We start from the raw sequence: 12,558 nt of genomic DNA, 5'->3' as shown, positions 1-12,558 counted from the left end.
TAGAATTACGAATTATCTTCTCTATCGTTTTAATGTATGTTACAAGATTACAATAACTAAATATAACATCAATATTAAAACATGTCAAGGTAATTATTGATTATAATTCAAGTGACTGCGGCGAATCCTCATCATCGTTCATTAATCGGATGCTGACGGGTTGAATTTTCAAGACGATGTATTCAGGATCCTCTGGACCTTCAAACCATTTTTTCATATGGTCATTCCATAGTTTTTCCTTATAATGAGAAGACTCTTCAATGGTGGCGCGACCTTCGATTTCGACGAAGGTATCTCCATACCCCTCTCCTTCGTAACCAAGAAGGATATGTACATTAGGATTGTCCTCAATTTCATCTGTCTTATGGGTTTCCTTGTTTGTTGGCGTATATAGAGTCAGCTCATCATGTGAGAACGTCATATAACGGGAATGGGGTTTATTATTTTTTACCGTTGCCAGTGTCCCTACTTTGCTTTCATCGAGCACTTTTAAGATTTGTTGTTTCAGTTCAGCTTGTGACACACAATCCATCTCCTTTAAAGGTTCATTTATATCCATACTATTCCTTTTATTAAGGTGAAATAAACATGGGAATGTGTATTTGGGGTGCTGGCCGGGAATAACGGAAATAATAAAGAAACAAAGGATGATGAGCGTGATACCGGAAGAATTAGTCGATATCTGTAAGAAAAGGATGGAGCCTTATCCCTGTGAGGGGTTTGTATACGGGCGCGGCCCGGAGCAACCGACGATCATGATTGTCGGGGAAGCTCCAGGTGAAACCGAGATTCATAATGGAATGCCGTTTAGTGGACGGGCAGGAAAAGTGCTGGATGAGTTCTTTCAGTATCTGGGGGTTTCAAGGGAAGACATATATTTTACCTCAACTGTCAGAAGCAGACCTTATAAAATTGTCCCTAAGAAAGTAGGGGACCATGAGATCGTGGAGAAGAAGTATAACAGGGCACCGAATCGTAAAGAACAGCTGGCACATGCCCCGATCCTGGATTATGAGCTGCAGCATATTAAGCCAAAACAGCTTGTAACCTTGGGGAATATCGGGTTACAAAGACTATTGGGGAATAAGTACACGATATCACAAATGCATGGACGGCTGATTCATGCTAAAGTCAGGCGGTTAAAAGATCTTGATTCAAATGAATGGATCATGAGCGATGATAGCTACTCCATTTTTCCGACCTTTCATCCTGCATCGATTTTCTACAATCGCTCTTTAGAAAAAGAAATATACAAAGACCTGGATAAGTTGAAAGAAATACTGGGGGAAATCTATTAAAAAGGAGGCTGACATTTCTGGTGTGTCAGCCTCAAACTTTACGCTAATTCTTGTTTAAATTCTCCTGAGCCATTCTCACAAGTTCCTTCACCATGTTACCGCCAATCCTTCCGCCAACTTTTCCCGCTTGCTCAGACGTTAACTTTCCATTATATCCTCGTTGAAGAGGAATACCTTGTTCCTTGGCGATCTCATATTTCGCTTCTTTGGGATCTTGTGTACCCGAAACTTTCGCTTTTAATTGATCCATCGCAGCCCGGGATTCAGGTACAAGAAGTTTTCTTCTCGACATATTATCACCCCTTTTTTAGATTGCCCAAATATTTTTTTATGAGTATAGAGTCTTGTCATATAAGGGTTTTCCCACGTTTAAGAAATTTTCGTCACAAAAAAAGATTGTCTAATTTGTGTCAAATAAAATATAATTCTTAATAGTAAGAACATTTTTACAAAGAAAAGGGGGAAATGCCGTGGAAGAATTAGTTGGCAAGTTGGTAGGAATACTTTGGTCTCCGGTCATGATTTACTTCTGTTTGGGTGTAGGGTTATTATTTTCTATTTTAACGAAGTTTTTACAAGTCCGGTTGATTAAAGATATGGTGGTTCAAATGTTTAAGGGTGGTAGCTCCAAAGCTGGTGTGTCTTCATTCCAGGCGTTGGCGCTGTCGTTATCAGGACGTGTCGGGACGGGTAACATCGCCGGTACTGCAACAGCCATAGCTTTTGGTGGTCCAGGGGCGGTATTCTGGATGTGGACGATTGCATTTATCGGTGCAAGCAGTGCCTTCATCGAATCCACACTTGCTCAAATTTACAAAGTGAAGCAAAATGGGGAATACCGTGGAGGACCAGCCTATTATATTGAAAAAGGGATTGGCTGGAAATGGTATGCCGTGCTATTCTCACTTGCTACATTGCTTGCAATGAGTATTTTAATGCCTGGAATTCAATCAAATTCCATTGCATTAGGGCTTGAAAATGCATTTGGTCTTAGTACAACAGTAACTGGTATTGGTCTTGTCGTGTTAATCGGAGTCATCATTTTTGGTGGGGTCAAACGTATCGCTGGAGTAGCTTCTTACGTAGTCCCATTTATGGCGATTGCCTATATTCTTCTATCTCTTATCATTGTAGGAATGAATATCACTGAAATCCCGGCAGTTTTTGCTCTTATCTTCAAGAGTGCATTCGGCTTTGATTCAGCATTCGGTGGAATCATCGGGATGGCCGTGTCTTGGGGAGTGAAACGTGGAATCTATTCCAACGAAGCAGGTCAAGGTACAGGACCACATGCTGCAGCGGCAGCTGAAGTGTCCCACCCTGCTAAACAAGGGCTGGTTCAAGCGTTCTCCGTTTACATCGATACTCTTCTGGTTTGTTCGGCTACAGCATTCATGATCTTGTTTACTGGATCCTTCAACACAGAAGCTCCTGATGGAACAATGCTTGCGAACAATTTAGAAGGAATCGAAGCGGGACCTGGTTATACACAGGCAGCGATTGAATCAGTCATCCCTGGATTCGGAGCATCATTTGTCGCGATCGCATTATTCTTCTTTGCTTTTACAACTATTATGGCTTACTACTACATGGCGGAAACGAATGTTGCCTACCTGATGAGAGGGAAGAATTCAAAAGTGGCGATGACCATCTTAAAGTTTGTTCTGCTTGCTGCTACATTCTACGGAGCAGTAAGAGAAGCCGCTTTAGCATGGGCGTTAGGTGATATCGGTCTTGGAATCATGGTATGGCTGAATTTAATCGCCATCCTTATCCTTGCCAAACCTGCTTTAAAAGCACTCAAGGATTACGAAGAGCAGAAGAAGCAAGGTCTTGATCCAGTCTTCAACTCTACAAAGCTCGGCATCAAAAATGCAGAATTCTGGGAGCAGGAATATAAAGTAGAAGACAAGGAAAATGCATCTTAACCCATAAAAAGAACCTGTTGCCTAACTGGGCAGCAGGTTTTTTCGGTTAATACAGACCTTGTTGTTTAGAAGCAGGTCTTTCATTTTTCGAATAAAGCCGGTCACCGATAAACTTCTGAAACGCATACATTAGTAATGATTTAACAAAGAACAGAAGTGATAGCTGATACTGCCTTAAGCGGATTAGCTTCCACACACCGAGTTTTTTGAAAAGGGAGTAGAAAGGGTATGTAAAGAACGTATCGACAAGGAAATTGACCAATACATAAAGATAAATGTTTTTATAGGTGAATTTAAGAATCCAAACAGAACCGCTCAAAAAAACCCCAATCACAAAAGGCATAATGCCATTCACATTCGGGAAAAGCCTGGTAGTGATGGTCCACCATTTCACTCTTTCTGCGAAAACATTTTCTGAATAAACGAGGAATGACATAAACATAGAGGCAGGTAAATACTTTTTTAAGCTCTCTTTTCCTGCTAGTAAGAGGAATACCCAAGAAACGAGCATCAGAATGAGTATATAAAGTTTGTTTTTTTTATGACTCACGGTGAATCCCTCCTAAAAGGATGACGAGATATCTTACTCTTAGATTGGTTTAATGAAAATAGATTTATACGGATAACAGAAAATATTTAATTCCTATCGGTTTAGTAAACAATATCTTTGAGTTAGACATGTGAATTGATTATGATGAATAGAAGAAGTAAAACGTGATATTTATCAGGAGGAGCTGTTTTAATGGACTTATATGAACCGTATATACAGAATGATCGCCAAAGGAATTTGGTTGATTTAGCTGGTGAGCTTGCTGATGTGTTTTCTGAACGAGGGGAAGCGTATGACAGGGAAGATGAATTTCCTTATGAGAATTTCAACGACCTGAAGAAAAAGGGATATGGAACATTATCTCTTCCTAAAGAGTACGGCGGGGAAGAAATCAGCCTATATGAGCTGGTGATGATTCAAGAAAGGCTTGCTACTGGGGACGCGGCAACGGCTTTGTCCATTGGCTGGCATCTCGGGGGATTGATGGAATTGACGGAAACCCGGACGTGGGATGAAGGAGTGTTCAAAGAACTTTGTGAAGAGGTTGTAGCAAACAATGCTCTAATTAACAGGGCAGCATCGGAACCGGCAACGGGAAGCCCCACTCGTGGAGGACTTCCCGAAACCAAAGCAGTGAAAACGGAAGAGGGATGGAAAGTAAGCGGCAGGAAATCCTTTACTTCTATGGCGAGAATCCTGAACTATTCTTTAGTATCAGCAACAATCGGAGACACGGAAGAGAAAGGATTCTTCTTGGTGAATCATGACCTGGAAGGAGTAAGCATCGAAGAAACGTGGGAAACGATTTCCATGAAAGGAACGGGCAGTGATGATCTCGTTCTCACGGATGTACATCTCCCGTCTTCTGCCTTGGTCGAACGTGATAGTGTAAATCCGAGAGGAAAGAATGATCTTCCTAAAGCATGGCTCCTGCACATACCCGCATGCTATATAGGTGTTGCGATCGCCGCACGCAACTATGCCATCCAATTTGCAAAGGACTATTCACCAAACAGTCTGCCGGGACCCATCAAGGATGTACCTGAAGTTCAACGGAAAATTGGTGAAATAGAATTGGAACTATTCAAGGCCAGGCAAATTCTCTATTCAGTAGCCGATAAGTGGGTGAGTGAGCCTGAAAAACGGATACACATGGGGTCAGAGCTTGCTTCTGTAAAACATATCGTGACGAACAGCGCCTTTCACATTGTAGACATCGCCATGAGAATTGTTGGAGCAAAAAGTCTTTTCCGCTCGAACCCGATGCAACGTTATTATCGTGATGTAAGGGCTGGTCTTCACAATCCGCCGATGGATGATATGGTGATAGCAATGCTAGCGAATAACGCTTTGAAATAAGATTTCACTAGTAAAGGTATAGACACGATTTGTCTATACCTTTACTAGTATCTATGGGTGTAACGTTTTCTCCAGGACGGTTTGATGCTGGGCTTCTAACACATGTATTTCACTGAGCTCCTCTAAAAGGTCGTGAATGGATAGTAATTCGTACAGCATGACCGTTTCACAGGAAAAGTGATGCTTCATGGACTGAAAGGGTTTTGTATGTAGTCCTTCATGATCGTCCCAGAATTCCTCGAGTAAATCTTTCATTAGAGTAAAATGTTGTTCAGGTATGTGAAACGATGGATGATGCATGATGCCTTTCAATGATTGGGTCGCATGTAAGATACGATCTTTCTCTTCCTCACTGAATGAATACTGAACAGGTAAGTAAATTAGGTTCCCAATATGAAAAAGGATCTGCCTTAAGAGGTTAAGTTTTTTGTACTCATAATGGAAATAACGCAATTCCTCACGACTGGAGCGGTGAAGCTTCCATTCTTCCTTTTGATATTCGCATAGGGTGTCCGTAGATTCTATGTCTCTCAAAATATCATTGAAGATCAATTTTGTATCCCGGTGAAGAGAGTGATTCTGAAGAACTTCAGAGCCTCTTTTTTCTAATAAATTGCCCGTTTTGAAATAGAGATTATGAATCTTGGCCGTAATCGTTTTCGAGTATTTTGGTGGAAGGATCCACAAGTTCACTAATGTAGACACAATCAGCCCGATGGTGGTCGTGCCCAGGCGAATGAAAAAGGTAGCTACATAGTGATCGTGTATGGTGGGGATCATGGCAATCCCAGTTAACGTAGCGACCAGGATGCCTGCCCCTAAATGAAGCTTGTGGCAGGTAATGATTGTGAGCAGCGCGACCAACGCATAAGTGATGGGGTGATCCCCGAACGTGGAAGCAATGATTACCGCAAATAGTGCTCCTATCGCTGAAGCGGGAAAACGAATGAATGCTTTCTTGATTGAATTTGCGGCTGTGGGCTCGATGGTGACTATGGCTGTAATGACGGCAAAGGTCGCTGGCCAATTTAAAAGCTCACACACAAGAGCCGTTAAAAAAACGGCAATACCGGTTTTGGCTATTCTGCCTCCGACAAATTGAAATTTTTTCAGAAAATCCATAATTTAACCCTCTTTTTTAAATTACTGTCGCCTTCATTATAAAGTAAGAAAAACCCAATTGAAATGAATGGACAAAAAAAGAACTGTTCGGGGAACAGTTCTTTTTTATATGATAACTCATCTGAGAGGTAAAGGACGTAACATAATCTTGATTGATTTAGGCATCTTGTGTTCACTCTGAGCCTCTTTTAAATACTTGAACATTTGTTTGCCTGCAACAGAGTTGGCGGAATGAATCGTGATGCGTTCTGCAAATAGCTGCTTTTCTACCATATAGTGTACGAGCATTAATCCATTACGGGTCTTGCTTTCTAAGTCATGATCCAATGAAAGATGAGCGATAGAAAAATTCAGAAGCAGGTCAATACATTCATCGATGTCTTTCGCGAGAATGTACCCTTGAGGACAGTGGCGGTAATCGTCTAAAAATACATTTACTGTCATATTAATTCTTCTTTCGTCATTTGACTTAATTTAAGCCTAACAGACATTGACAAATACTTATATAGGTCAATAGTATGATAATTACAAATATAATTGTATTTTTTTTGTTGGATTATGGAGGTTAATCTTTATGGAATTCTAAACGATAGAGGGAAATGACTATTTTTTGGAAAAGCTTTTATCCACCTTTCATCTTTAAATTACTTCTAAAGGTAAAGAAATTACGTTTAGATGATAAAAACAATTGCTTTTAGGAGTAAAATGTATTACTTTATAAAGTAAGGAGGGGATATTTACCATGAAAGAGAATTTAAGGTTGAATGTTTCATTGCTGCGGCGACGTGTACCCAATTTAACATCAGCTGCCAAAACAGTAGGGTTAAGACCTGCAACGGTATCCAATCTATGTACCGGCAAGATTTCTGTAGGACGTGCCGAAGTGAAAACGATAGTTACATTAGCAAATCTGGCTAACTGCACGCTGGATGAATTAATTATTCAAGGAGGGAAATTAACTATGATTGAAACGGGAATCAAACCACTCGATTTGTTTGCGCCGATTGTCCAAGGTGGAACGAATGGGTTCGTGGCGAGAGCACAGGTTGGTCAATTTGTTGTTTTAGCGGAAATGACAAAAGTGCTGAAAGAAAAAGGATATCAATCGATCTTATTGACGCCGGATAAAACCTATCCTGGTTTGAGTGATCTTGAAGGGTTTGTTGATGCGAAATGCAACTCGATTGATGAAGCCTTTGCAGAAGTCAGCCTTATTGAGGATAAAGACAGAATTCTCCTGTATGTTGACCGTTCCTATATTGTGTCAGGGGAATTATATGAATTGAGAGAGCGATTCGAAGGAGAGAGCTATCCGGAAATCACTACTGTTTTATTTGATCCCACCGGTGAAGCAGTGGATGAAGAGGACCCGTTCGGTCCACTCGATACTTTATGTTACTTCGATATTGATCTCTCTACCCGGGGGGTGTACCCGGCCATCCACCCAGTGCAGTCTACATCGATTTTACTTGAAGACGACGCCCTGGATTCAAGCCACACGACTATTCACAAGAAAGCCAAGAAGCTGCTAAGACGCTACAAAGAAATTCGTGTCCTCATGAATACAATCGGTAAAGATAAAATACCTGAAGCGGATCTCGATCTATTTCATATAGGAGAGCGACTGGAAGCCTACTTGAGCCAGCCATTCTACGTGGCAGAAGAATTCACCAAAATAAAAGGGCAAACCGTCGGAATCCAACAGACCATCCAAGACATTCAACAAATACTCCAAGGACAATACAACCACCTAGAACCAAAAGAACTCACCTACAAAGGTAAACTGATTTAGAATTTCACATAGGGACGGACCTCGACAGCAACGTTCGAGGTCCGTCCCTTTTCCGTTACTTTTTTCTTAATTTTGTGGGAGATGAAAGAGGAATTACGAGAATTTTGTCGTATGTGTAAAGTAATGACTATTTATAATGGGAGACAATTCGATGATTATCGAGAAATTATTATTACATGTATTGATTATATTGGCTCCTGTTCTCATTCAAACTTCACTCCTTGAAAACCATAGGCTCGGAAAATCACCTGTTTTCATAGGTGTATTACATGGGATTGCCGCGTTTATGTGTTTAATATTCGCTTATGAAAGTTTCGGGTTGTATTGGGATTTCCGCTATATACCATTGGTTCTATCAATGCTGTATGGAGGGAGAAAAGCCGGGGTCATTGTTCTTATATTCATTTTAACCGCAAGAATCATCAACGGCGGTGATGCCATCATTTTCGGATTTGTAAGTGCATTTCTTGCGGGAACCCTTCCGTTCCTGATTTCAAATCGGTTCTGGACATTCCCACCAAAGAAACGGGTAACATTTGCCGTGTTACTTGGATTTTGGCCAGCGTTAGTGATGCTTGGGATTCTTCTTTCATTTGCATTCATTGCAGGAGTTCCAGTTTCAGGTAATAAAGAAATGGGGGTCTACGTCCTGATATTCGGGGGCATCCAGGTGTTGGGGGTCGGTGTAGCTGCACAACTCAATGAGTGGATGATCGAGAAGCGTTTGCTCCGTGAAGAGATCCTGAAATCTGAGAAACTTAATACACTGGGAGAGCTTGCTGCTTCCATTGCTCATGAAGTACGTAATCCTCTAACAGTCGTCAAGGGATTTCTTCAATTAATGAAGAAGCAAGTTACGGGGACTCATGAGGAATATTTGAAAATCGTATTGAGCGAGTTAGGAAGGGCAGAGGAAATCATTAATGATTATTTGAATTTTGCCAAGCCAGAGTTCGAAAAAATTGAAAAAATCAATGTGAAAGAGGTCCTCTCGGATGTTACCGTGCTTCTGAATGCGTATGCCCTTAAAGAGGGGGTTTACCTTGAAGCGAACCTCAAAGAAGATGGATTTCTATTGACAGACCGAAATAAGTTGAAGCAAGCCTTCGTCAATATCATCAAGAATGCCATTGAAGCGACTCCTTCTCAAGGAAATGTAAGCGTGAATTTAGAAATCACCCATACCCAAGCCATCGTCACGGTAGAAGACACAGGCAAAGGGATGACTAAAGATCAAATCGCACGACTTGGGACATTGTTTTTTACAACAAAGGTCCAAGGTACTGGATTAGGTACTTCGGTGTCCTTGCGCATCATTGAAGCCATGGGTGGTCATATCCATTATTCAAGCATTGTTAATAAAGGAACAGTCGTCACAATCGATCTTCCGTTGAATAGTGAAAAGGTTGCGAAATTTGATTCCAATCTCCCCAATACATATATGAAAAACCAAAACGCTTAGGAATCACTAAGTGTTTTTTTATGGACAACAAGACAAAATAAAAACTCAATCAACTCCATTTCCCGTACATACGTTCCATGATAGGATAGAAGATATGAATAATAAATCCAAGCGAACAGGCGACAATCACCGTTCCGACACCAACCGCTCCATGAAACACCATGGCTAACGTAATGGCAATCGCCTCGTTCAATAAACGGGAATTTCGTAAATTTAAGCCGAACCGTCTATGAATCGCCACCATAAATGTATCCATGGGGCTTGAAGGCAGCTTGGCTTGAAGATAAATGGAGATTCCGATGCCGAGTAGCAATATACCTGTCAGCACAAGAGACAATTGTTGAATAAATCCGACCGGTTGAAGCGTTTCAAGACCGATCGTGATCCAATAATCAACCATCATCCCGATGACGAAGATGGAGAGAGCAGCTAACCATTGGATGGCCTCCTTTAATAAAAGAGCGTTTATACAGATGAGGATACATCCATTGATGAAGATGCATGTCCCGATTGAAAGGTTGAACAGAGTAGATTCACCAACGGCCAGTGCATCCCATGGAGCCGCCCCCAAATCCCCTTTAATAATAAGAGAAACACCTAATGACAATGCTAGTAATCCTATACAATAAAAAATGAATCGTGCCTTCATTCCCCGAATCCTCCGTTCGAAAAAGCTTGTCTAATATATATGTTCACTGAAAAAAAATAGAATGATAATTTATGTGGGAAAGAAAGGGGTGAGACGTCACATGAAGAAAACGGTCAAGATTTCGATAAGGGAATTAGTAGAGTTCGTTTATAAAGAAGGAAGCATAGATGTAAGGTTTCAAGCCCGCTCTTCCATGACCATCGGAACAAAGCTTCATCAAAAACTACAGAAAGAATACAAAGAAGGTGATGAGAAAGAAGTCTTCCTAAAAGGAGAAAGATTGGTGGAGGATATTGTGTATCAACTTGAAGGCCGCTGTGATGGGATCCATTATGAATACGGGGAAGTAATCGTAGAAGAAATTAAATCAACGGCAAGACCTGTAGCACAAATCGAAGAAGGTGCCCGGGTCCACTGGGCTCAAGGTGAATGCTACGCTTACTTATTGGCAAAAGAAAAGCAGCTGAAGAATATTGGCGTGCAGCTCACGTATATAGAGGTAGAATCTGAAAAAACGAAGTCTTTCACCCGTACTTATACGATGGAAGAGCTTCAACACATCGTTGATGAGACACTGCTTGCCTATACTCCATTTGCTACCCTTTTACTCACCAACCAGGAAAACCGGATAAAGAGTATTCCAGACCTTGGATTTCCTTATCCAACTTATCGAAAAGGGCAGAAAAAGCTTGCTGGTGCCGTTTATAAGACGGTCGCCGAATCCAGGTCTTTGTATGCGAATGCCCCGACGGGAACAGGGAAAACCATTTCAACCTTATTTCCTGCGATCAAAGCGATGGATGGGAAATGGTTTTATGTGACTGCCAAGACGATTACCCGGACTGTCGCAGAGGAGGCGCTGCTTCTTTTAGAACGTGAAGGATTGTCACACAGGACGATTACCATTACGGCAAAAGACAAAATCTGCTTTCAGGAAGAAACTATTTGTCAGAAAGAGTATTGTGAATTTGCGAATGGCTATTATGATCGAATTAACGGTGCGCTCATTGATATTTTAACGCACGAAACCATCATCACCCGCCCGATTGTTGAAACATACGCCAGGAAGCACCGGGTATGCCCGTTTGAATTTTCAATCGACCTCTCCTATTTAGTCGACGGTGTCATCTGTGATTATAACTACATTTTCGACCCAAAAGTTTCATTAAAAAGAATGAGCGATGAAGGAAAGAAGAATACGACTCTACTCATTGATGAAGCACATAACCTTGTTGGCAGGGGCAGGGAAATGTATTCAGCCACCCTGAGGAAGTCCGATTTTTTAGAAATCAAAAGAAAGTATCCGGAATATGAGGCCTTGAAGCAAAGCATTGGCGCGGTTAATAAGCAATTCCTCCGTTTGAAAAAAGAACAAGGGGACGATGTGCGTAATGAGATGGATGCAGAATTAGTTGATGAGGTGGAAAGCTTTGTTGAGATAGCAGAAAAACATTTGGGAGAAGCGGAAGGAGATTGGTCTGAGGAGTTTCTTCAATTGTACTTTGATGCATTAAATTTTGTGAGGATCACAAACCTCTTTTCCGCTGAACATCGCTTTGTGATCGATCAAACGCCTAAAGATGTAGAAGTGAAACTATTTTGCATTGATCCTTCAAAGCTTATCAAACAAATAACGAAGTCGTTTCGATCATCAGTATTTTTCTCAGCTACGCTTCACCCCTTTACGTACTATTTTCAGCAACTGGGTGGGTGTGAAGAGGATTATCGGTTTCTGATTCCTTCGCCATTTGAAAAAGAACAATGGCAGGTTGGGATCCATCCGATTTCAACCCGGTTTAAGGACAGAAAAAGAACACTTTCCTCGATTACACGTTCCATTACAGAAGCGTTCAATGAGTATAAAGGAAATTATCTGGTCTTTTTTTCATCTTACGCTTATATGGGGGAAGCCTTTGAGGAAATGAATAAGGATGCAATGGATGCAGAATTCATCATCCAGGAGCCTAATATGAAAGAAGTAGACAGAGAGAAATTTTTAAAGGAGTATCAAAGCGACAGAGATCGTCCGGTTATTGGATTTGCCGTATTGGGAGGCATCTTTTCAGAGGGTATCGATCTGAAAGGAGATCGATTAAAGGGTGTAATTGTTGTTGGAGTAGGGCTTCCTCAGCCAAGCAGGGATCATGAAATCATTAAGGACTATTTTAATGAACGGGGGTTAAATGGATTCAATCATGCCTATGTCTACCCGGGGTTAAATAAAGTATTTCAATCAGGGGGGAGGCTCATCCGTTCTGAGGAGGATACGGGAGTCCTCAGACTGATCGACGATCGTTATCTGTCACCGAAATATCAGTCATTACTGCTTGAAGAATGGAAGGATTATCAAATCATCACATGAAAAAAGACCGCTGATATAGCGGTCTTCTTTCGTATA

At 41.3% G+C, this 12,558-nt stretch carries 12 protein-coding genes; 6 read left to right on the top strand and 6 right to left on the bottom strand.

From position 1 onward, the window contains the following. Positions 1 to 100: 100 nt before the first annotated feature. Complete coding sequence (locus tag FZC88_RS12360; protein WP_148995074.1) at positions 101 to 523, bottom strand: pyridoxamine 5'-phosphate oxidase family protein; 423 nt, start codon at positions 521 to 523, stop codon at positions 101 to 103. 127 nt (positions 524 to 650) lie between these two features. On the opposite strand from FZC88_RS12360, the gene FZC88_RS12355 reads away from it, so the two are divergent. Further along, positions 651 to 1,298 (top strand): uracil-DNA glycosylase, encoded by a 648-nt coding sequence (locus FZC88_RS12355; protein ID WP_148995182.1) that lies wholly within the window; start codon positions 651 to 653, stop codon positions 1,296 to 1,298. Positions 1,299 to 1,341: 43 nt separating this feature from the next. On the opposite strand, the gene FZC88_RS12350 is transcribed toward FZC88_RS12355, so the two are convergent. Next, positions 1,342 to 1,590: an alpha/beta-type small acid-soluble spore protein gene (locus FZC88_RS12350; protein ID WP_148967255.1), complete on the bottom strand. Its 249-nt coding sequence runs from the start codon at positions 1,588 to 1,590 to the stop codon at positions 1,342 to 1,344. Positions 1,591 to 1,816: 226 nt separating this feature from the next. On the opposite strand from FZC88_RS12350, the gene FZC88_RS12345 reads away from it, so the two are divergent. After that, on the top strand, positions 1,817 to 3,226 hold the full coding sequence (locus FZC88_RS12345) for an alanine/glycine:cation symporter family protein (protein ID WP_148995181.1): 1,410 nt from the start codon (positions 1,817 to 1,819) through the stop codon (positions 3,224 to 3,226). Positions 3,227 to 3,272: 46 nt separating this feature from the next. Here FZC88_RS12345 and FZC88_RS12340 read toward each other — a convergent pair whose 3' ends face one another. Beyond that, complete coding sequence (locus FZC88_RS12340; RefSeq protein WP_187443597.1) at positions 3,273 to 3,776, bottom strand: hypothetical protein; 504 nt, start codon at positions 3,774 to 3,776, stop codon at positions 3,273 to 3,275. A 192-nt stretch (positions 3,777 to 3,968) separates the two neighbouring features. Between FZC88_RS12340 and FZC88_RS12335 the strand changes: the two genes are divergently transcribed. Further along, a complete protein-coding gene (locus tag FZC88_RS12335) occupies positions 3,969 to 5,135 on the top strand; it encodes an acyl-CoA dehydrogenase family protein (protein WP_148995073.1) in 1,167 nt (388 codons plus the stop codon). Between the two features lie 51 nt (positions 5,136 to 5,186). On the opposite strand, the gene FZC88_RS12330 is transcribed toward FZC88_RS12335, so the two are convergent. Next, a complete protein-coding gene (locus FZC88_RS12330; protein WP_148995072.1) occupies positions 5,187 to 6,257 on the bottom strand; it encodes an aromatic acid exporter family protein in 1,071 nt (356 codons plus the stop codon). A 117-nt stretch (positions 6,258 to 6,374) separates the two neighbouring features. Further along, entirely contained in the window at positions 6,375 to 6,701 is a 327-nt protein-coding gene (locus FZC88_RS12325) for a cyclic-phosphate processing receiver domain-containing protein (RefSeq protein WP_148995071.1), read from the bottom strand. A 298-nt stretch (positions 6,702 to 6,999) separates the two neighbouring features. Here FZC88_RS12325 and FZC88_RS12320 point away from each other — a divergent pair, with 298 nt between their 5' ends. Beyond that, positions 7,000 to 8,049: an ATP synthase beta subunit C-terminal domain-containing protein gene (locus tag FZC88_RS12320; RefSeq protein ID WP_148995070.1), complete on the top strand. Its 1,050-nt coding sequence runs from the start codon at positions 7,000 to 7,002 to the stop codon at positions 8,047 to 8,049. A 205-nt stretch (positions 8,050 to 8,254) separates the two neighbouring features. Then, positions 8,255 to 9,511, top strand: a complete 1,257-nt coding sequence (locus tag FZC88_RS12315; protein WP_397541191.1) for an ATP-binding protein — start codon at positions 8,255 to 8,257, stop codon at positions 9,509 to 9,511. A gap of 49 nt (positions 9,512 to 9,560) precedes the next feature. On the opposite strand, the gene FZC88_RS12310 is transcribed toward FZC88_RS12315, so the two are convergent. After that, complete coding sequence (locus FZC88_RS12310) at positions 9,561 to 10,160, bottom strand: YczE/YyaS/YitT family protein (protein ID WP_148995068.1); 600 nt, start codon at positions 10,158 to 10,160, stop codon at positions 9,561 to 9,563. 100 nt (positions 10,161 to 10,260) lie between these two features. Between FZC88_RS12310 and FZC88_RS12305 the strand changes: the two genes are divergently transcribed. Beyond that, positions 10,261 to 12,522: an ATP-dependent DNA helicase gene (locus FZC88_RS12305; RefSeq protein ID WP_148995067.1), complete on the top strand. Its 2,262-nt coding sequence runs from the start codon at positions 10,261 to 10,263 to the stop codon at positions 12,520 to 12,522. The last annotated feature ends 36 nt before the right edge of the window (positions 12,523 to 12,558 follow it).

Source organism: Rossellomorea aquimaris (assembly GCF_008180865.1).
In the GTDB taxonomy this organism is placed as follows: domain Bacteria; phylum Bacillota; class Bacilli; order Bacillales; family Bacillaceae_B; genus Rossellomorea; species Rossellomorea yichunensis.
This window is presented reverse-complemented; position numbering and strand designations above follow the sequence as displayed.

Excerpts from the sequence above, each read along its gene's own strand:
- FZC88_RS12310 (WP_148995068.1), bottom strand. The coding sequence starts at position 10,160 with ATGAAGGCACGATTCATTTTTTATTGTATAGGATTACTAGCATTGTCA.
- FZC88_RS12320 (WP_148995070.1), top strand. The coding sequence starts at position 7,000 with ATGAAAGAGAATTTAAGGTTGAATGTTTCATTGCTGCGGCGACGTGTA.
- FZC88_RS12350 (WP_148967255.1), bottom strand. The coding sequence starts at position 1,590 with ATGTCGAGAAGAAAACTTCTTGTACCTGAATCCCGGGCTGCGATGGAT.
- FZC88_RS12330 (WP_148995072.1), bottom strand. The coding sequence starts at position 6,257 with ATGGATTTTCTGAAAAAATTTCAATTTGTCGGAGGCAGAATAGCCAAA.
- FZC88_RS12325 (WP_148995071.1), bottom strand. The coding sequence starts at position 6,701 with ATGACAGTAAATGTATTTTTAGACGATTACCGCCACTGTCCTCAAGGG.
- FZC88_RS12355 (WP_148995182.1), top strand. The coding sequence starts at position 651 with ATGAGCGTGATACCGGAAGAATTAGTCGATATCTGTAAGAAAAGGATG.
- FZC88_RS12345 (WP_148995181.1), top strand. The coding sequence starts at position 1,817 with ATGATTTACTTCTGTTTGGGTGTAGGGTTATTATTTTCTATTTTAACG.
- FZC88_RS12305 (WP_148995067.1), top strand. The coding sequence starts at position 10,261 with ATGAAGAAAACGGTCAAGATTTCGATAAGGGAATTAGTAGAGTTCGTT.
- FZC88_RS12335 (WP_148995073.1), top strand. The coding sequence starts at position 3,969 with ATGGACTTATATGAACCGTATATACAGAATGATCGCCAAAGGAATTTG.